The sequence below is a fragment of the Arachnia propionica genome (genome assembly GCF_900637725.1).
Classification (GTDB): Bacteria; Actinomycetota; Actinomycetes; order Propionibacteriales; family Propionibacteriaceae; genus Arachnia; species Arachnia propionica.
Genome location: NZ_LR134406.1, coordinates 174,236 through 193,085 on the forward strand (window position 1 = coordinate 174,236; position 18,850 = coordinate 193,085).

Sequence of the window (18,850 nt, forward strand, 5' to 3'; positions counted from 1 at the left end):
CAGCTGGCTCCCGGGACTTTCTCTGGCTTGGCATTCGCCATACTCGCAATTGATCTGATTGCTGTCGGGAATGGAGTGGTGGATGTAATTTTCCTGACGCCATTCGGTCTCGAAGTGATTGCCGCGATGGGTCTTGGTGACTCGGTGGTTCTTCTCTTCTTCGCCTTTTTCGCTGGAGTGGTGGATGTTTACGCATCACGACTGGCGCGCGCGGAAGGGAAAGGGCACACCGCCCACGCCATGGTGCGGCTGCTGACGAGCGCTGTCCGGGTCGTGGTCTGCTGGTCCGCGCTGGCATGTGCGGTAGTTATCCTGCTCCCTCTCGGTTTCTCCATCATGGGAGCTGACGCGACCCTGCGTGTTTACGCGGAGCATTATGCGGCGGCCAGGTTGCTTGGGCTGGCCTTGTCATTGGCGTTGAGTCTTGCGTCGGTTTCTCTTCGTATTTTCGGCTACAAGAAGCTGTCCGTTTGGCTCGTCGTGATCATGTTCATGGCGAACGCGGGGCTGAACTGGGTGTTCCTCCACGGCTCTGCACATGTAATCTTTGCGACCCCGGTGCTGGCTGTTGGCATTGCGACGATCGTCGCACAGGCGTTCGCCGGGTTGATTGGTTGGTCAGTACTGGTGCGGCATCTGAGGAGAACGCGGAGTGCCGAGGAGAAGGAAACCGGTGTAGGTGCAGAGCCGTCGGAATTCGACTACGGCGCATCGATGTTCAGAACCAGCTCCGGTGTCGGTATGCGTCAGATGAACAACTACGTCGCTGCCGTTCTGCCCTTCCTGATGATCTCGAGTCTCGATGTCGGCGTGGTGGCGGCAACCACTGTTGCCACGAAGCTGTGGACCATCTATTGCCGTGTTCCCCAGGCAGCACTGGGCGCGGCAGGCATCTTCCTCGGCTACGCCCGAGGGGAGTCCACGGACAGGGCACACAGCTCGGCGCGGAGGATCTTCTATCCGTATGTTGTCGCTCCCAGCATTCTGGCAGGAGTCGTGATCCTGGTGCTCGCCCCGTGGCTCAGCCGGTTGTTCGGGGGCGAAGAGGTGCGGACGGACACGGTGTTCCTTCTGTTCGTGGCCTTCATGCTTGGAGTGCCTTTCTACCTCGCGGAGCAGTACTCCGCCGAGATCCTCACCCTTGAACAGGAGGGGACGGTGATGGCCAGCATGTCGACAGCCGTCACATGCGTAGTCGCCGCTCCGATCGCTGTCGCAGGCGTTCTGGTCTGGCAGTCGGCGTTCATTTCCCTCCTCAGTGCAGCTGCTGCATCTGCGGTTCTGGCCTTTGGGTTCACGCGTCGCACGATGAGCATGGGTTATCACTACGGAGCATTGAGGGAGACGACCAGGTGAGCTGTACATACATGCGACTGACCGGACTCACCGGGTCGGCGGCCAAGAACCTCCCGAAGGACTTTCCCTACGACGCGTTCCCAAACGCGGCGCGACGATGCTGCCTGACGGGGGCGACCATTCCCGGGGCGAATGAGCAGGGGCCGAGTCCGTCGACCGCGGTTCCGCGTCTCCTCGAACGGCTCGGACTGCTCACGGACGATCCGGGGGATGGCCGCGGGGTCGGGCTGTAGCCTGACAGTTGGGGAACGAGCCGAGGGAGAGGCGTCCCCGCGAAGGTCATCCGGACCATCGAAACCTGAGAACTGGTTGCAGGAAACTGCGCGGACTTGGGCTGTTGCCCGGGCCGCGCGTTGGGGTGAGGATGGTCCCCATGGATCTCTTCTCCCCCTGTGACCTCGGCCCCTACCGATTGCGCAACCGGCTCGTCATGGCGCCGATGACCCGGCTCCGCTGCGGCCGGGACGGTGTCCCCGGCGACATGGTCGCCGAATACTACGCGCAGCGCGCATCGATGGGGCTGATCGTGACAGAGGGGGCGTTCCCCGAACTTGCTGCGCGCACCTGGCTGGGGCAACCGGGCATCGAGACGGCCGGGCAGGCGGCGGGGTGGCGGAAGGTGGCCGACGCGGTGCACGCGCGCGGCGGCATCATCGTCATGCAGATCATGCACGCCGGACGGCTCAGCCACCCGACGATCAACGGAACCGGCCGGGTGGTCTCGGCCAGCGACACGACGGCCCCCGGATACACGCACAACCTGTCGGGGCGCGTCGACTACGTCCCGGCCAAACCCCTCACCGGACCCGAGATCGAACGGATCATCGAGTCCTGGGCGCGGGCGGCACGCAACGCCGTCGACGCCGGAATGGACGGCGTCCAGATCCACGGCGCCAACGGCTACCTGATCCATCAGTTCCTCGCCTTCAACACCAACATGCGCGACGACGAATGGGGTGGTGACCCGCATCGGCGGGCGCGCCTGGCCGTCGAGGTGACGAGGGCCGTCGCCGCCGAGATCGGCGGGCAACGCACCTCCATCCGGTTGTCGCCCGAGCACAACATCCAGGGCATCGAGGAAACCGACCCCGCCGACGTCGAGGCCACCTACCAGCACCTCGCCCGGGAAATCGCCCCGCTGGGGCTGGGTTTCGTCGACATCCTCCACAGCGACCCCGGCAACGAACTGGTGCAGGGGATCCGCCGCACCATCGGCGCCCCGCTGGTGGTGAACCGGGGTTTCGGGGCCGTGACGGACCGGGAGGAGGCGGCCGCCCTAGTCGCCGACGGCGTGGCCGAGGCGGTGGGGGTGGGCAGACCCGCGCTGGCCAACCCGGACCTGGTGGAGCGCTGGCGCACCGGCGCCCCGGAGAACGCTCCGATCCAGGAGACCATCTACGGCGGCGGGGCCAGCGGATACACCGACTACCCGACCCTCCAGGGCTGAGAAACTCCACGCTGAAGCTGGTTGAGCCGACCTGCGATTCTTCTCCCTGAAGCTGGTTGAGCCGGCTGACGAGCGTCAGCGAGCCGGTCGTGTCGAAACCATGGTGAGGGTGTCCGGGGCCTGGGGTTGGGTTCTGGCTACCGGTTGCGGGGCGGTTTCGACTCGGGGCGCTCGTTCCTCGCGTCCCGGCTCAACCGGTTTCGGGGAGGGATGCTCGCGACCCGGCTCACCGGGGACCCCAGACCTCGGACAGCGACTTCCAGTGGGCGTCGGTCATCAGGGAGGCGGGGGTGACCCACACCGACCCGATTCCTCCCGCCGCGGCGTCCTGGACGGCGGTTTTCAGCGCGTCCGGGGTGATTGGGTTGTCCCCGGAACCCCACAGGCCCACCGACAACACCCCGGAGCCTTCTTTGCGGCCGGCCAGGGCCTTCGCCAGGTCGCGGGTCGAGGGGGAGCCCTCGGGTGCGATCCCGAAGTAGTCCCACATGACCAGGCGATCCGAGGCCCCCTCCAGCAGTGTGTAGTCGTGGCCGCTGTCCCGGCGGTCCCCGCCCGGGTCGTTCCTGGGGGCCCGCACTTCCATCCAGAGCTCGGATCCGTGGGGTGCGGCGGCCCCGCGACACCGGGAGACGAGCGACGCCATCGCCTCGCAGCGCCACCGTTGCAGCAGCTCGTTCCCGGTATCGATGCCGCCCCCGGGGGTTCGGGGCCAGCCGTTCTCACCGGTTTCCCGGCGGAAGTCCTCCAGGTCGTCCTCGCCGTAGGTGGTGTCCTCGAAGAGCAGCTCGGTGAGGCTGATCGCGGCCGGGCGGTAACGCCTCGCGACCTCCCCGACGAGTGAGATGAGCTTCTCCCCGACCTCGCCGCGGGCCAGGGCCACGAGTCCCGGGAACTCCTTCGACGACTCCCCGCCGGCACCCACCCCGGCCAGGTCCGGATGCTCCGCGATGATGCGCGGCGCCAGGCCGTCCACCACCAGCACGACCCGCCGACCGGAACCGTCCGACGCGGTCAGTGTGGCGATGGCCTCGGCCAGCAGGTCCCTGCCGCCGGCCTCGCGGAGGTCCGAGGACCAGCTGGCATTCTTGGATGCGGGAAACAGGGTCCAGTCCACCCGGCCGGCGGCGATCCCGACCTCGTTGATCCCCGCCCCGTCCAGCCGGGTGGCGAGTTCACGCAGCCGGGTGGTGCCCGCCGCGACGTCCTCGAAACCCACCCCGACCATCCGGCGGTCCGGGACGGGGACGGGACCGCTGCACGCGGCCACCGCGCCCAGCGGCGCGGCGGCGAGCAGGGCGCGACGACTGATCCGGGCCGGGTGTTCGTGTCCGTTTCCGGTCATGTCCTCAATCCTGCCGCCTCCTGCAGGGACCGGTCGCTCACGACCCCGGTGCGGGCGAGCTTGTTCCACTTCGACGCGCTGCCGGTGGCCTCCTTCCAGAGCGCCTCGAACATCACCCCGGCGATCAGGGTGGTGAAGACCGGCCACAGTGGGATCGTCCACAGGAAACGCAGATCCGTCCATGCGTGGTTGATCGCCACCGCGAAGACCATCGTCGCCACGGAGAGCCCCAACCCCAGCCAGGCGATGACCGACAGCACATCCAGGGAGAAGGGCATGTCCCCGACGGCGATCCCGAACGGGATGCACAGGAGCGTGACGACCAGTATGACCGGCATGGCCACCATGTTTATGGCGTTGAAGACGAGGAACCAGCCGAACGCCCCGTAGCGGGGGTTGCCGATCATGTCCTTCTGGAGCCGCATCGTCTGGAGCAGGCCGCGCGCCCACCGCACCCGCTGCCGCCACAGCGCCCGCATGGTGGACGGCGACTCGGCGTGCACCACCGCCAGCGGCTGGAACCGCACGTCGTAGCCGGCCCGGTGGATCCGCCAGGTCAGTTCCAGGTCCTCGCCCAGGGTGTGTTCGTTGAACCCCCCGACCTCCTCGATCACGTGCTTGGGGAAGGCCCCGATGTTCCCGGAGACGATGGGCAGCACCCGCAGGAAACTGAGTGCGCGGCGCACGACGCTGCACCCGGCGTGGCTGAACAGGGCGAGCATCTGGGTGAGGGGACGGTCCAGGTTCACGGGACGGTCGTCGCCGCAGACCGCGCCGACCTGCTCGTGGTCCATCGCCAGCAGCATCTCCTTGATCGTGTCGGCCAGGAACACTCCGTCGGCGTCGACGAACATCAGGACCTCGCCGTGGGAGACCCGGATGCCGTTGTTGAGGGCGGCCCCCTTGCCCGCGTTGGCCTGCCGCAGGATCCGGACGCGGGAATCGCGGCCGGCGAGCTCGGTCATCACTTCCCAGGTGTTGTCGGTGGAGCCGTCGTCGACGATCACCACCTCCAGCCGGCGGTAGCTGGAGGACAGCACCGAGGTGACGGAGTTCCTCAGCACGACGCCCTCGTTGTAGGCCGGGACGATGACCGATACGAGGGGGTTCTCGTGGAACTTCGTCAGGAATCTCCTGCGCCGGTTTCGCCTTTCCACGACCTCGTAGACGACGGCCAGTGGGAGGTAGCTGAGTTTGATCAACCCGAAGACGAAGGCGATCAGGCCCAGTGCGAAACCCACCCACGCGATTACGGATGCGACGTCGTGGAAGGTGATCACGGATCTCCCGGGTCGAGGTCGCGCAGGAGCAGCCCCAGCAGCTCGGGAACGGCCTGCGAATTGGCCCCGAACCGGGCGTTCACCTCGAGCACGCGGGGTGTCCCGGTGGCGTCGCGCCGGATGTCGATGTCCACCGGCCCCACCAGGCCGATCGCCTGCACGGTCCGCACCGCCAGCCGGGCGACATCGGCCACCGCGGGTCCGTCGACGCGTTTCACACCGGTGGCGTTGCCCACCTCCCCGGCCGTCAACCCGGTTTTCTCCAGCACCGCGACGAACGGATCGAGGGGTTTCCCGGAGCGGGAGAACGAACCGCCGGGCAGGGCGGCGTAGACCACGGGTGCGTACTCGGTGCCCGGGGCGAATCCCTGGACGATGCACGATCCGGCGACCTCACCCACCTCACCGGGGGAATGCGCCACCCGCACCCCCCGCGCACCCCGGGAGACGCGGGGTTTGATCACGAGCGGGAAACCGATCCGTTCGGCGACGCCCGGGCCTGAGGTGAACTCCTCACCGCCTGCGAACGGCGGAGTGGCGACGCCCGCCGCGGCGAGGCACCGGGCGGTGAGCAGCTTGTCGTCCGCGACCCGCACCGCATCCCCGGGGGAGATCACCACGCGGATTCCGTCCCAGGAACCGCCGCGAAGACCCGCCACCAGCCGGAGTTCCTCGCTCACGGTCGGTATCAGCACCTCCACGCCGTTCGCCTTGATGACGCTCCGCAGCGCATCCGGGTAGGTGGGGTCCTTGGCGGGAGGGACACGCAGCACCCGTGGCGACGAGTCGTCCACCGCCATGTCCACCCCGAGCACCGGCAGGCCGCGTTCGTCGAACTGGGCCATCAGGGCGCGCCCGGCCGGTCCGTGGGCGCCGGTGACCAGCACCGGCCCTGTCGTCACAACGACCCCAGCTGGCTGGAGAGGGCACGGACCACCTCGTAGCCCTCGGCGTAGCCGACCTTTGCCTGCTCCCCGCGGTGAAGCGCCTTGCCGGACAGCTTTTGTTCATCGATGTAGGGTTTCCCGGACTGGTTGGCGTGTTCCCTGACGGCCGCTATCTTGGTGTCCATGTAATCCCCGATGTCCACGAAGAAACGGGCCGAGAAATCATTCGTCACCGACGGGCTCTCGAAACACAGAATTGTGGAGCAGCGGCGGGCCGCGCGGAGCGTCGCCAAATGCACCGCGTGATGATCCTGGTGCTGATCATTGCGGGAATGGGTGAGGATTATGTCCGGTTTGGCGAAATCAATCATCGCTTCTATTGCTCGTATCATTTCATTGATTTCGGTGGACATGCGGGTGTCGGTGAAATCGTGAACCGTTATGTCGGTCAGGTCGAGCAACTGCGCGGCGGAGACCGCCTCTCCAGCGCGGACTCCCTCGTGGCCGCCCCGGGCGCCGTGGCTCATGACCAGGGCGTTGACCTCGTGGCCGTTGTCGACGAAACGCGCGAGGCTGCCGCCGCAGGCGAGTTCCAGGTCGTCGGGATGGGCGCCGATCACCAGGATCCTGCGGGGGCGTTCGACGCGGCTGATCGGTTTGATGTTCAGGAAGACCGCGGCCGCCAGAGCGAGCAGCACGAGCACCGCGAACCCCTCGGCGTAGGGGGCCCAGGTGGCGTCCGTCAAACCGGCCACAAGCAGGGTGGGCACCAGTAAGCAGGCAGCAGCCAGCACGCCGGTCGCTATCAGCATTGCGTTGCGCAGCCGGCGGCGTGCATACCGTGTCTTGGCCGCAGTGCACACGGCCCCGACGACGTAGATGCCTGCGAGAAACAGGCTCAGCCAGTGCATTTTTGGTTTTTCTCCTCTACCACGCAGCCGAGATTTCCCAGCCGTTTCTCGACGCCGCGGCCAACCCTCGATACGAGGTGGATTCCAGGCGGTGCCGGAGCACGCTGCCGTCACAGGAGCGCCACCACGACCGCGCGGACTCGGGTGAAGCGCAGACTCAAATGGACGTGAACCGCTTCGGGTGCGCACTGTGAGGTGCCTGGTTCCAGCGTGACTGGCTGAATCCCCCGTGCAACCTGCCCGCCCGTGGCATTTCAAGGTCAGTCGACGCGGTGGAAGCCACGCCCTTTTCGCTTGATGCTAACACCGGTTAGTTCCGGAAGACTGATAAATCCTGTCGTCCGAATGGTCAGCGACCCCGGGGAGACTCTTCCTCCGGGTGGGGGCGCTGGCTTCCGGGTGGGGCCTCGGCCGTCGGGCCGGGCGGACCGGGTTGGACGGGGCACTTGCGCAACTGACTAGAAGGTTCTAGAGTGAGCATTGCTAGAACCTTCTAGAACATGGCCGTTCGGAGGAACAATGACAGGAAGCCCATACCGCACCGCACTACTGGGGACCGGCCGGATCGGTTCCCATCACGCCCGGACCATCTACCGCGAGGTCCACGGCCTAGATCTCGTGCTGCTCGCCGACCCCGTGGCCGGCATCGCCCGGACGCTGGCCGACGAACTCGGGGTGGAGCGGGCCGGGACCGATCCGGTGGCCGCCGCCACCGACGGCGATGTCGACGCCGTGGTCATCACCACCCCGGCGCGCACCCACGTCGACCTGGCCGCCGCTGCGATCGAGGCGGGCAAACACGTGTTCGTCGAGAAACCCATGGCCCTCACCGTCGCCGACAACGACCGGTTGACGGCGGCGGCCGAGGCCGCGGGGGTCGTCCTGCAGGTGGGGTTCAATCGCCGCTACGACCCGGGTTTCGCGGCCGCCCACACGGCCATCGCCGCGGGCCGCATCGGGCAGGTCCAGCAGCTGCGCTCCCTCACCCGCGACCCCGGTCCCTTCACCGCCGACCCCACGAAGATTCCCCAGTGGACAATCTTCTACGAAACCCTGATCCACGACTTCGACCTGTTGAACTTCTTCAACCCCGGGGCGAGGGCCACCTCCGTCTTCGCCCGCGCGGACGCGCTGGTGGCACCCGGACACCGTGACACCGGTTTCCTGGACACGGCGTCGGTGTCCATCTGCTACGACAACGGCGCCATGGCGGTGGCCGAGGCCAACTTCTCGGCCCTCTACGGATACGACGTGCGCGGTGAGGCGTTCGGCAGCGCGGGGATGGTCACCGCCGGGGACGTCCGCCTGACCTCCATGACCGCCTTCCTGGCGAACGGCGTCTCCGCGGGCACCGGCCGCGCCGACACCGAACTCATGCACTCCTCCTACCGGGACGAGTTCCAGGCCTTCGCCCGCGCCATCGCCGATCCCGCCGAACCCGTCCCGACGGGGGAGGACAACCGCCGGGCGCTGGAGATCGCCCTGGCCTGCATCAGGTCCGTCGAGGAGAACCGTCCCGTCGAGGTGGCGGAGGTGAACCGATGACCATCGAACTGGCCGTCAGCGCCGAGACCGTCCACGTCGGCCTGCCCTTCCTGGAGCGGGTGCGCCGGATCGCGGACCGCGGCCTCCAGGTGGAGATCTGGGACTGGAGCAACCACCTGGACGACCTCGACGAACTGGCCGCCATGGACGCCGAGGTGGTGTCCATGACCGGCTACCTGCGGGGCAACCTCACCGACGACGACGCCATCCCGGAGCTGCTGGCGACGGCGGAGGAGTCGCTGCGGGTGGCGGAGAAGCTCCGCTGCCCCCGCCTGAACCTCCACGGCACCGGGCTGGATGGCCGGGGGCTGCCCGTGCGGCCCGTCGAAACCGTCACGGGCGCGATGTGGGCGAGGGCCACCGTCACCCTCCAGCGACTCGCCGCGCTGGGTGAACGCGAGGGCCGGGTCTTCACGCTGGAAAACCTCAACCTGGCCGTGGACCACCCCGGTACGCCGTTCGCTCGGGCGGAGGACACCCTGGCGCTGGTGTCCGCCGTCGACTCTCCCGGGCTGCGCATGAACCTCGACCTGTACCACGCCCAGATCGGGGAGGGGAACCTGATCGAGCTCTGCCGCAGGGCACTACCCTGGGTGGGGGAGATCCAGGTGGCCGACGTGCCCGGCCGGTGCGAACCCGGCACCGGGGAAATCAACTATCCGGCCGTCGCGGCCGCCCTGCGGGAGATGGGCTACGACGGCACCGTCGCCCTGGAGGCCTTCGCCAGGAACGACCCGGATTCGGCCATCGACGCCTTCATCCGGGCCTTCACCCCGGAGGCCGAGTGAAACGACGGCCCGGGCCGTCCCCGGCCGGGCGTTCGCCCTCCCTGCGACAACGCCCGGCCCACCCAACCGATCACCGCGACCACACGGTCCGTGTGAAGCCTGTGGAGGAGTCATGAGTGACGATTGCATCGTCGAGATGCGTGACATCAAGGTGCAGTTCCCCGGTGTTCTCGCCCTGAAGGGCGTCAACTTCGACCTGAGACCGGGTGAGGTGCATGCGCTGATGGGGGAGAATGGGGCCGGGAAGTCCACCCTCATGAAGGTGCTGGCCGGCGTCTACACCAACTACGAGGGCACCATCACCTACAAGGGGGAGCAGGTGGTCTCCCGCAGCATCCAGGAGCAGCGGGAACGCGGGGTGAGCATCATCTTCCAGGAAATGGAGTTGCTGCCGAACCTGACGGTGGCCGAGAACATCTTCCTGGGCCGGCAGCCCACGGGCTGGGCGGGAAGCATCGACTGGACCGCAATGAACCGGCAGGCACGCAAACTCCTGGACAGTGTCAACACCTCCATTTCGGAACGCGAACTCGTCTCGTCGCTGAGCGTCGGGCAGATGCAGATGGTGGAGATCGCCAAGGCGCTGTCCTTCTCGGCCGACGTGATCATCATGGACGAACCGACGGCGGCGCTCACCGGCAAGGAGGTGGACGCGCTGTTCGACAACATCCGGGACCTCAGGGCCAAAGGCGTGGCCATCTGCTACATCTCCCACCGCCTCGAGGAGATCAAACGGATCGCCGACCGGGTGACGGTCTTCCGTGACGGCGCCAACGTCGGCACCCGGCCCACCGGCGAGCTCTCCATCGACGAGATGGTGACCATGATGGTGGGCCGCGAGATGGACGACTACTACCCGAAGGTGGAGACCACCGCGGGGGACGTGCTCCTGGAGCTGCGGGACATCAGGCGCGGCGATGTGCTCAAGGGCGTCTCCTTCGCCGCGCGCGCCGGGGAGATCACCGGGCTCTACGGGCTGATGGGGGCGGGCCGCACCGAGCTGATGCGGGTGGCCTTCGGGGCCGACCGCTGCGACTCCGGGGAAATCCTGGTGGCGGGTGAACCGGTGCGCATCCGCAACCCGATGGACGCGAAACGCAGGGGAATCGCGCTGCTGACGGAGGACCGCAAACAGCAGGGGCTCATCCTGGACTTCGACATCAACGCCAACATCACCCTCGCGAACTTCGCCAGCGCCATGGGCAGGTTCGGGTTCGACCTCCGCAAGGAGAACGAACACAACCAGGAACTGGCGGAGTCGGTCCGGGTGAAGACCCCGTCGCTGAAACAGAAGGCCCGGTTCCTGTCCGGCGGAAACCAGCAGAAAGTCGTGCTCGCGAAGTGGCTCAACACCGACTCCGAGGTGTTCATCTTCGACGAACCGACCCGCGGGATCGATGTCGGGGCGAAGGCCGAGATCTACAGGATCATGAACCGGCTGAAGCAGGACGGGAAGGCCGTGGTCGTCGTCTCGTCGGAGCTGACCGAGTGCATGGGAATCAGCGACCGCATCTACGTCATGCACGAGGGGAGCATGACGGCACTGATCGAGGGCGACGAGATGCGCGACCTCAGCGAAGAGGTCGTCGTCGCCTACGCCACCGGGGCGCGTACCGGAAAGACGACGGGCGAGGAGGCCTGATGAACACCAAGGAAACCGCGGCGAAACTGCCCCGGCTCAACAGCACCAATCTCACCTCGGCGGCGGTGCTGATCGCGCTCGCCGTCCTGCTCTCGGTGATCTCCCCGGCGTTCCGGGACCCGCAGAACCTGATAAACATCCTCCAGCAGGTAACCGTCAACGCCATCCTGGCGCTCGGGATGACGATGGTGATCTTCACCGGCGGCATCGACCTGTCCGTCGGTTCCGTCGTCGCCTTCAGCGGCATCGTGATGGGCATCCTAGTGATCGACCTCGGCGTCAACCCGTGGCTGGCGGCGCTCATCGGAATTGCGCTCGGCTCGGTGTGCGGCACGATCAACGGCCTGCTGATATCCCGCTTCAAGTTGCAACCCATGATCGCGACGCTCGGCATGATGAGCATCGCGCGGGGCGCGGCCCTGACGCTGGCCGGGGGCCGCACCATCAGCGGCTACCCGCCCGGGTTCACATGGCTGGGCAACGGCACCATTCCCGGCACCACCATCCCGGTGCAGATCGTGTTCATGCTGCTGCTCTACGTGATCGCCTATTACTTCATGAGGTACCGCCGCTTCGGACGGGCCCTGTACTCCGTCGGCGGAAACGAGGAGGCCACCCGGCTCTCCGGCATCAACGTGTTCAAGTACAAAACCCTGGCCTACACCGTCTCCGGCGCCCTCGCGGGCATCGCCTCGGTGGTGCTGGTGGCGAAGCTGAACTCGGCGCAGTCCATTGCCGGGCAGGACTACGAACTCGACGCCATCGCGTCGGCCGTCATCGGCGGTGCCAGCCTGCTGGGTGGCAAGGGGTCGATCTGGGGAACCCTGATGGGTGCCCTGATCATCGGCGTCATCCGCAACGGGCTGAACCTGCTGAACGTCTCGTCCTACCTGCAGAAGCTCATCATCGGTTTCATCATCCTGATCGCCGTCCTGGTGGATGCCTTCCGCAACCGCGAACGTTCCTGACGGCCTGACCCCACGAACCGGAAAGGGAGAAGAAAGATGAGAAAATTCGTGACCTTCCTCCTGGCGGTCGCGGTGCTTGCCGCCGTGGGTTGCGCGGGCAGTTCCAGGTCCGAGGACGGCGTGACGAGGATCGCCTACATCGTCAAGGCCATGACCGACGAGTTCTGGATCGACATGAAGAAGGGCGCCGAGGAGTACGCGGCGGCCAACGGCATCGAACTGAGTTTCCAGTCGCCCGAGAAGGAAACCGACGTGGAACGGCAGATCCAGATGGTGGAGAACGCACTCGTGTCGAAGGCGGACGTCATCATCCTGTCCGCCGCCGACTCGCAGGCCCTCATACCGGCCATCGTCAGGGCCAACGAGGCGGGGGTTCCCGTGATCCTCGTCAACGACACCATCGAGCCGGAGGCCCTGGAAACCTACGGCGGTCACGTCGCCACCTACGTCGGAATCGACCAGTACGCGGCGGCCAAACTGGCCGGTGAGGACGCGGTCGCCAGGCATCCCGAGGGCGGCAACGTCGTGCTGCTGGAGGGAATCGCGGGCGTGAGCGCCCTGCAGCAACGGCTCGACGGGTTCAAGGACCAGGTGGCGGCGAACCCGAAGTTCAAGATCGTCGCCTCCCAGACCGCGAACAACGACCGTCACCAGGCGTTCAACGTGATGCAGAACATCCTGCAGTCGAACCCGGACGTGGACGTCGTGTGGGCGATCAACGCGGAAATGGGGCAGGGGGCCGTCCAGGCGATCCAGCAGAGCGGCACCACCCGCAGGATCGCGGTCTACGACTTCGACGCCTCCAGCGACGACATCGCCGCCATCAGGGCGGGAACCCTCGTCGGTTCCGTCGCCCAGTACCCGAAGCTCCAGGCCGAGGGGGCCATCAACGCGGCCCTCGACGCGATGGCGGGCAAGAACCTTCCGGCGCACACCGTGACCAAAGCGGAACTGATCACCGCCGCAAACGTGGATACTCTGGAATAGCAACTCGTTGAGAGGCCCCGCGGGGCCTCCAGATCCAGCGCCGGTGGCCGGGAACCCTCCCGGCCACCGGGTGCGTCGGGGAGGGAACCGATGGCAGCGAAACGCCCCACACTGGTCGACCTGGCGGAAGCCAGCGGGTTCTCCGTCGCGCTGGTGTCGATCGTGATGCGCGACGCCCCGGGGGCGTCGGCGGAGACCCGGCAACGGGTGAAGGAGGTGGCGAACCGGATCGGGTACCAGCCGAACTGGCTGGCACGGGGGCTGCGGCGCAGCAACTCGGGCCTGCTGGGGGTGAGCTTCGCGATCTCGCATCCGTTCCACGCCGACCTGGTGCGGCACCTGTACCAGGCCTCCTTCGGCAAGGACGTCGACCTGGTGCTGAGTGCGCACCTGCCGGGGCGCTCGGAGGAACGGGCGGCGGCGACGCTGCTGGACAAGCGCTGCGAGGCGGTGATCCTGCTGGGACCGACGATGCCTGCGGAGGAGGTCGCCGCCCTGGCCAGGGATGTCCCGGTGGTGGCGGTGGCGCGTCGCCTGGAGGGGATCTCCGGCGTCGACGTGGTGCGCTCCGACGACCGTGCGGGCGCGGCGATGGCCGTCGATCACCTGGCCTCGCTGGGGCACCGGCGGATCGCGCACGTCGACGGCGGCACGCAGGCGGGGGCCCCGGAACGGCGCGCCGGGTATTGCGAGGCCATGGCCGGGCGCGGGCTGGATTCCGAGATCCGGGTGGTGCCCGGGGGCATCGAGGAGTCGGACGGTTACGCGGCCACGATGGCGCTGTTCGATTCGGGACCGGCCCCGACCGGCATCCTGGCGTTCAACGACGAATGCGCGGCGGGGGTGCTGTCGGCGGCGGCGGTTCTGGGATGCCGCGTCCCGGAGGACCTGTCGGTGGTGGGCTACGACGACTCCCGCCGGGCGGTGACGACCCGGGTCCCCCTGACCTCCCTGGCGCAGACCTACGAGGCGTTGGCGGTGGCCACCATCGACCGGGCGATAACCCAGGCCCGGGAGCGGTCGAAGGCGCTGGAGATCGTCACCAAACCGGAACTGGTGATCCGCGAGTCGACGGGCCGGGCGCCGGATTCCCCCCGGGGGTAGCTGACCCCACCGTGCGTCGCGGGGTCGATCAGCGGGGGGAGTCCTTGGCGTCGTGTTCCGTGCGCAACCGGACCAGCTCCTCCTGGTCATCCTCGGAGAGCTCCTTGAACCAGCTCATGAGATGCCGGTCGTTGCGGGGAACCCCCGTCTTGGTGGCTCTCCGGTACCAGGCGGGCAGCAGGAAACGCGGGAACCAGATGAACGTGCCGAGCAGCGCGATGGCCCCGGTGAGGAGGAGGACCAGGCCGATCAGCCCCTTCACCCACGAGGGAAGCGAGTATCCGACACCGGCGACGCCCGCGCAGAGCAGACAGATCCCCGTGAACGGCAAGGTCAGGGCGCCGGAGGCCCGGCCGGTGTAGGTCGTGACGAAGTTCGGGATTCTCGCGTTCCGGATGCGCATCCCTCCCCAGATCGCCAGGAGGCCGAGGATTCCCAGGAGGAGTGCCACGGCAACGGGGGAAGCGGCGCTGTGCCGTGTGGAATCAAGCAGGATCATGAGCCGGAACCCTCCTGGATGAGTCGCGTCGAGGCCTCCAGGAGAAGCTCCCAGAAGGGTCGTCGTGGGTTGTTGGTCACGGTGATCTCGTTCGCATCCGCCCGGTTCCTCAGGATCGCGGCCCCGCGGTGCGGGGTCATCACCCAGGTGAGCGCCGGCTCCCCCTCCGGGCCGAGCAGGGACATGGGAACCCAGCGTTGCGCGGAGAACGCGACGGCGTCCCTCCGGGTCGCGGCGCCGGGTGGGATGTCGGCGAGCAGCTTTGCCAGCAGTTCGTGTCGCGTCACGGTGTAGCGGAAACGCATTTCCCAGGCGGGATGGAATCCGATCGACTCCAGCAGAACCCGGGGAATCCGTTCCGTGGGGCAGAAACCGAGGGCGCTCCTGTCGGAATTGGTGCGTGGGCAGATGAAGGACAGGACGGCCAGGGCGCTCGAGCCGTCGATCCAGAAGGTCAGCAGCTTCGGTGGGGAACTCTTCACCTGCAATGCCATGTGCCGCCCGTTCTGCAGGTGCCGGGCCGCCCGCGCCCCCAGCTCCGTGGCCACGCCGTCCCAGCCCGCCAACCCAGCCCGCGCCAGCTTCCAGCCGGTGTAGGTCAGCATTGCGTTCTTCGCGGAGCGGCCGAGCAACGCCAGGCTGTCGAAGGCCTTGAAGGCTTTCTCCGGGAGTTCGACGATCTCGGTGGAGAGGCAGGGGATGGCCGGTGCGGTCTCGGCGGGTTCGGTCCGCCACGGTGAATGGGGTATGACCGGCCGGAGTTCGGGTGGTTCGAGGATCTCCAGGTTCTCCCGGGGCGCGTCGTCGCGCCGCTCCGCCCACTCGTCGCAGAGGAGCGCGTCGGCGGTCAACGCCTCGCGGGGAATCCCGCGTTCCTTGCGTGGCAGGGGTCGCAGGCTATCCAGGATCGTCTCGTGAACACCGCCGCGACGCCAAGTTCGCCAGGGCACGGTCACGGTCAGTTCCGCCAGCGCCTTCCCGGCAACCAGCAGGTTGCGGATCGTCAACAGACCAAGCGATTCGGCATCGCCCCCGGCAACGTCCGGCACGGAGAACGCCCACGACCGGCGGCGCTCCCTGATGTCCGAATTGGCTTTCCTGTCGGCAATCGCTTCCACGTGGAGGACGGTTTTCTCCCGGGAGATCTCCCGGAGGTTCGCCCACGATGCCCGCGCCAGGGAGGACCGGGTGGGGCGTTTCACCTGCCACTCCCGAAGCACGACGTCCGGGCTGAAACCCGCGACCGACTCGTCCGAGGTGGCGGTGACCAGCCCCTCTTTCGTCTCCACCGTCCAGGTGGCGGGCACGTCGAAGGCGAAGCAGGTGCCGGTCAACTTCATCGGGGACTCCTCAACGTCTGGCCGTTGCCCACACACGCTAGGCCAGTTTCCCCGGTGGCGTGAGGAAACCAGAGAAACTGGGATCCCGGGGACGGGGCTCCTTCCCGAGGCCGGGCGTGTCGAGACCAAGGTGGCCGTGGGGGGCTCTGGCTACCGGGTGTGGGTTGGTTTCGACTCGGGCCACTCGTTCCTCGTGACCCGGCTCAACCAGCTTCGGGGAGGGGAAGTTGGTTGAGCCGACCTGCGAGCGTTAGCGAGCCGGTCGCGTCGAAACCATGGTGAGGGTGGTCGGGGACTTGTGGTCGGGTCTGCCTACCGGGTGTGGGTTGGTTTCGACTCGGGCCGCTCCTTCGTCGCGGCCCGGCTCAACCAGCTTCGGGGAGGGGCGCTCGCGGCCCGGGTCAACCGACTTCGCGCACTGGGCCCGTGGTTCCCCGGACCACCAGCGACGGGGTGCTGGTGCGGGTCTCCGGGGGAGCGTCGCTATCCGCCAGGCGGCGCAGGGCGAGTTCCGCGGCGTCGCGGCCCAGGTCGCTGCCGTGGAGATCCACCGTTGTCAGGTTCGTGCTCGCCCCCCGGCTCAGCTGGGAGTTGTCGTAGCCCACGACGCTCACGTCCCCGGGGACGCCGAGGCCCAGCTCGGCGGCCGCGTCCAGCGCACCCAACGCGGCCTGGTCGTTGTGGGCGAAGATCGCGGTCGGGCGGTTCGCCGGGTCGCGGGCCAGCAGGCCGTGGGCGTCGACGGCTGCCTGCTGCCTCGAATACCGCGACACCACCACGTCACCCGCCAGCCCAGCGTCCCCCATGGCCGCCAGGTAGCCGAGCCTGCGGTCGAGGTAGCCGTCGGTCTGCGGGTTCGCAAGGAACGCGATGCGACGATGTCCCAGCCCGAGGAGATGCTCGGTGGCGAGCCGCGCGCCGCGCAGGTTGTTGGTGCAGGCCGAGTCCACCCCGTCGACCCTTCGCGCGACGCTGACCAGCGGCACCTGGGCGTTGAACGCCACCACATCGGCGTCCGGCAGCAACAATCCGGTGGCGATCACGACGTCCACCTGCGACTGCGCCAGGGTCTCCAGGGCGGCGGCGTCCAGGGAACCGTCGCTGGCCCCCACCGCCATCACTATGTGCTTGTCGTTGGTTTTCGCGACGGCGCTGATGCCGTCGAACATGTCGGCGTAGACGTCCTGGCGCAGGTCGAGGAGGAATACCCCGAAGGTCGTGGCCGCCTTGCGGGCCAGTCGCGACGCGAGCCGGTTGAAGCGGTAGCCCATGGCGTCGGCGGTGGCGAGGATGTGGTCGCGGGTGGCGGCGCTGACCCCCGGCACGTCGCGGAAGGCCATCGACACCAGCGCCCGCGACACCCCCGCCCGGCGTGCGATGTCCTCCATCGTCACGGTTCCCATGGGTCCCCACCTCCGCGATTCAGTATTGCAGGGGAGAAACGCCGAACCTCCGGTTTCGGGGAAAAAGATCGGGCCGCCGCCGGATCGATCGGACGGCGGCCCGGTTTCCTGCCGCAGGGAGGTCGAGAGGTCAACGGGCGAGTACCGGCCCGTCGAACCGTCTCAGACGGCAGTCCTTGCTCCGCCGCTGTGGTAACAGCGGGTGACGGCGTCCAGCACCTTCATCGTGTGCAGGCCGTCGGCCAGGGTGGCGCAGGCCGGAAGCCTCGACTCGCGCCCGAGTACCTGGTCGAGGAAGGCGCGGATCTGGTAGACGAACAGGTCACCGTAGCCGAAGCTGATGTTGCCGCCCGGCATCGGGACGGCGTCGTCGAAGACCGCGGCGGTGCCGGGGCCGACGTAGACGACCCGGTCGCCGCGGGTATGGGCGCTCGGCTGGTTGTCGGAGACCACGAATTCCGCGGGGCGGCGCCAGTCGAACACGGCCCGCGACTGGGTGCCCGTGATGGTCAGCGCCAGGTCGTTCGGCGGTCCGTAGGCCGCCCGCGAGGTACGGAACGTGGCGGCCGCGCCGTTGGCGAAAGTGGCGGTGAACACCGCCGAGTCGTCGTTGGTGACGGCCTCCTTCTCGTCGGACAGCTCCGCGTGGTCGTGGCCGATCACGTTGCCCAGGGGCAGGTTGCGTTCCTTGATGGAGATCGTGAAGTCGGCTCCGGCCACGGAGACGATGGGCCCTGCGACGTACTCGGCCAGGTCGATGATGTGGGCTCCCAGGTCAGCGAGTGCGCCGCTGCCCAGGTCGCCGCGGAACCGCCAGCTCATCGGGCCTGCCGGGTCGCAGGCGTAGTCGGCCAGGTAGTGGGCCTCAATCAGGATCGGATCGCCCAGTTCTCCGGAGGCCAGCAGGTCGCGGATCGCCTCGACGGCCGGGTTGCGGCGGAACGAGTACGCCGTCGCCGCCACCGTTCCCGCCTTCTCGGCCGCCGCGACCATGGCCTCGGCGTTGGCGAGGGTGTCGGCCAGGGGCTTCTCGCATAGCACGTGCTTGCCCGCCGCGAGCAGCGCCTCGACCACTTCGCGGTGCAGCGAGTTCCCGACGACGACGCTCACCACGTCGATCTCGGGATCATCGGCGATCTCCTGCCAGGAGCCGACGGCCTTTTCGAAGCCGTAACGCCCGGCCACCTCGGTGGCGAGCTCCTGGTTGATGTCCGCGATCGCGATCAGCCGGACCGGCGGCAGGCCGCCGCCGTGGATGGTGTTGGCCTGGCGGTATCCGTTGGCGTGACTGCGTCCCGCCATGCCGGCACCGATGACGGCGACTCCGAGTTGTTTCGTCATGATCTTC

At 67.7% G+C, this 18,850-nt stretch carries 17 protein-coding genes; 9 read left to right on the plus strand and 8 right to left on the minus strand.

The features are described 5' to 3' along the window. Positions 1-27: 27 nt before the first annotated feature. From EL272_RS00815 to EL272_RS00825, 3 genes are all read left to right on the plus strand, one after another. Positions 28-1,356: an MATE family efflux transporter gene (locus EL272_RS00815; protein WP_159424533.1), complete on the plus strand. Its 1,329-nt coding sequence runs from the start codon at positions 28-30 to the stop codon at positions 1,354-1,356. After that, positions 1,353-1,589, plus strand: a complete 237-nt coding sequence (locus tag EL272_RS00820) for a hypothetical protein (protein WP_126409292.1) — start codon at positions 1,353-1,355, stop codon at positions 1,587-1,589. Before EL272_RS00815 ends, EL272_RS00820 begins: the two co-directional genes overlap by 4 nt. Before the next feature lie 140 nt (positions 1,590-1,729). Further along, a complete protein-coding gene (locus tag EL272_RS00825; protein ID WP_061787377.1) occupies positions 1,730-2,803 on the plus strand; it encodes an alkene reductase in 1,074 nt (357 codons plus the stop codon). Between the two features lie 226 nt (positions 2,804-3,029). Here the strand turns inward: EL272_RS00825 and EL272_RS00830 are convergent, their stop codons facing one another. From EL272_RS00830 to EL272_RS00845, 4 genes are read right to left on the minus strand one after another with little or no spacing between them, the layout of a single operon-like run. Further along, on the minus strand, positions 3,030-4,148 hold the full coding sequence (locus EL272_RS00830) for a hypothetical protein (protein ID WP_061787376.1): 1,119 nt from the start codon (positions 4,146-4,148) through the stop codon (positions 3,030-3,032). Beyond that, positions 4,145-5,428: a glycosyltransferase family 2 protein gene (locus EL272_RS00835; RefSeq protein ID WP_061787375.1), complete on the minus strand. Its 1,284-nt coding sequence runs from the start codon at positions 5,426-5,428 to the stop codon at positions 4,145-4,147. The genes EL272_RS00830 and EL272_RS00835 overlap by 4 nt, the downstream gene beginning before the upstream one ends. Continuing rightward, positions 5,425-6,330, minus strand: a complete 906-nt coding sequence (locus EL272_RS00840; RefSeq protein ID WP_061787374.1) for an ATP-grasp domain-containing protein — start codon at positions 6,328-6,330, stop codon at positions 5,425-5,427. Before EL272_RS00840 ends, EL272_RS00835 begins: the two co-directional genes overlap by 4 nt. Further along, positions 6,327-7,226 (minus strand): PIG-L deacetylase family protein, encoded by a 900-nt coding sequence (locus EL272_RS00845; protein ID WP_014845311.1) that lies wholly within the window; start codon positions 7,224-7,226, stop codon positions 6,327-6,329. Before EL272_RS00845 ends, EL272_RS00840 begins: the two co-directional genes overlap by 4 nt. A 519-nt stretch (positions 7,227-7,745) precedes the next feature. Here EL272_RS00845 and EL272_RS00850 point away from each other — a divergent pair. From EL272_RS00850 to EL272_RS00875, 6 genes are all read left to right on the plus strand, one after another. Next, positions 7,746-8,771: a Gfo/Idh/MocA family oxidoreductase gene (locus tag EL272_RS00850; protein WP_061787373.1), complete on the plus strand. Its 1,026-nt coding sequence runs from the start codon at positions 7,746-7,748 to the stop codon at positions 8,769-8,771. Beyond that, positions 8,768-9,559 carry a TIM barrel protein gene (locus EL272_RS00855; RefSeq protein ID WP_061787372.1) on the plus strand — a complete coding sequence of 264 codons (792 nt, stop codon included), beginning with the start codon at positions 8,768-8,770 and terminating at the stop codon, positions 9,557-9,559. Before EL272_RS00850 ends, EL272_RS00855 begins: the two co-directional genes overlap by 4 nt. A gap of 112 nt (positions 9,560-9,671) precedes the next feature. Continuing rightward, entirely contained in the window at positions 9,672-11,201 is a 1,530-nt protein-coding gene (locus EL272_RS00860) for a sugar ABC transporter ATP-binding protein (RefSeq protein ID WP_061787371.1), read from the plus strand. Beyond that, positions 11,201-12,169, plus strand: a complete 969-nt coding sequence (locus tag EL272_RS00865; protein WP_014845315.1) for an ABC transporter permease — start codon at positions 11,201-11,203, stop codon at positions 12,167-12,169. The genes EL272_RS00860 and EL272_RS00865 overlap by 1 nt, the downstream gene beginning before the upstream one ends. Before the next feature lie 36 nt (positions 12,170-12,205). Next, entirely contained in the window at positions 12,206-13,156 is a 951-nt protein-coding gene (locus EL272_RS00870) for a sugar ABC transporter substrate-binding protein (protein ID WP_014845316.1), read from the plus strand. Positions 13,157-13,246: 90 nt separating this feature from the next. Beyond that, entirely contained in the window at positions 13,247-14,260 is a 1,014-nt protein-coding gene (locus tag EL272_RS00875; RefSeq protein WP_061787370.1) for a LacI family DNA-binding transcriptional regulator, read from the plus strand. 28 nt (positions 14,261-14,288) lie between these two features. On the opposite strand, the gene EL272_RS00880 is transcribed toward EL272_RS00875, so the two are convergent. The 4 genes from EL272_RS00880 to EL272_RS00895 all read right to left on the minus strand — a co-directional run bounded on the left by EL272_RS00880 (position 14,289) and on the right by EL272_RS00895 (position 18,843). Continuing rightward, positions 14,289-14,759 (minus strand): hypothetical protein, encoded by a 471-nt coding sequence (locus EL272_RS00880; protein WP_061787369.1) that lies wholly within the window; start codon positions 14,757-14,759, stop codon positions 14,289-14,291. Continuing rightward, positions 14,756-16,099, minus strand: coding sequence for a hypothetical protein (locus EL272_RS00885; RefSeq protein ID WP_061787368.1), 1,344 nt, complete (start codon positions 16,097-16,099; stop codon positions 14,756-14,758). Before EL272_RS00885 ends, EL272_RS00880 begins: the two co-directional genes overlap by 4 nt. A gap of 401 nt (positions 16,100-16,500) precedes the next feature. Then, entirely contained in the window at positions 16,501-17,502 is a 1,002-nt protein-coding gene (locus tag EL272_RS00890) for a LacI family DNA-binding transcriptional regulator (RefSeq protein WP_061787367.1), read from the minus strand. Between the two features lie 162 nt (positions 17,503-17,664). After that, positions 17,665-18,843: a Gfo/Idh/MocA family protein gene (locus EL272_RS00895; protein WP_014845324.1), complete on the minus strand. Its 1,179-nt coding sequence runs from the start codon at positions 18,841-18,843 to the stop codon at positions 17,665-17,667. Positions 18,844-18,850 lie beyond the last annotated feature (7 nt).

Coding starts and splice junctions, on each gene's coding strand:
- EL272_RS00825 (WP_061787377.1), top strand. CDS start 1,730: ATGGATCTCTTCTCCCCCTGTGACCTCGGCCCCTACCGATTGCGCAAC.
- EL272_RS00860 (WP_061787371.1), top strand. CDS start 9,672: ATGAGTGACGATTGCATCGTCGAGATGCGTGACATCAAGGTGCAGTTC.
- EL272_RS00865 (WP_014845315.1), top strand. CDS start 11,201: ATGAACACCAAGGAAACCGCGGCGAAACTGCCCCGGCTCAACAGCACC.
- EL272_RS00845 (WP_014845311.1), bottom strand. CDS start 7,226: ATGCACTGGCTGAGCCTGTTTCTCGCAGGCATCTACGTCGTCGGGGCC.
- EL272_RS00890 (WP_061787367.1), bottom strand. CDS start 17,502: ATGGGAACCGTGACGATGGAGGACATCGCACGCCGGGCGGGGGTGTCG.
- EL272_RS00880 (WP_061787369.1), bottom strand. CDS start 14,759: ATGATCCTGCTTGATTCCACACGGCACAGCGCCGCTTCCCCCGTTGCC.
- EL272_RS00850 (WP_061787373.1), top strand. CDS start 7,746: ATGACAGGAAGCCCATACCGCACCGCACTACTGGGGACCGGCCGGATC.
- EL272_RS00870 (WP_014845316.1), top strand. CDS start 12,206: ATGAGAAAATTCGTGACCTTCCTCCTGGCGGTCGCGGTGCTTGCCGCC.
- EL272_RS00895 (WP_014845324.1), bottom strand. CDS start 18,843: ATGACGAAACAACTCGGAGTCGCCGTCATCGGTGCCGGCATGGCGGGA.
- EL272_RS00875 (WP_061787370.1), top strand. CDS start 13,247: ATGGCAGCGAAACGCCCCACACTGGTCGACCTGGCGGAAGCCAGCGGG.
- EL272_RS00885 (WP_061787368.1), bottom strand. CDS start 16,099: ATGAAGTTGACCGGCACCTGCTTCGCCTTCGACGTGCCCGCCACCTGG.
- EL272_RS00855 (WP_061787372.1), top strand. CDS start 8,768: ATGACCATCGAACTGGCCGTCAGCGCCGAGACCGTCCACGTCGGCCTG.
- EL272_RS00830 (WP_061787376.1), bottom strand. CDS start 4,148: ATGACCGGAAACGGACACGAACACCCGGCCCGGATCAGTCGTCGCGCC.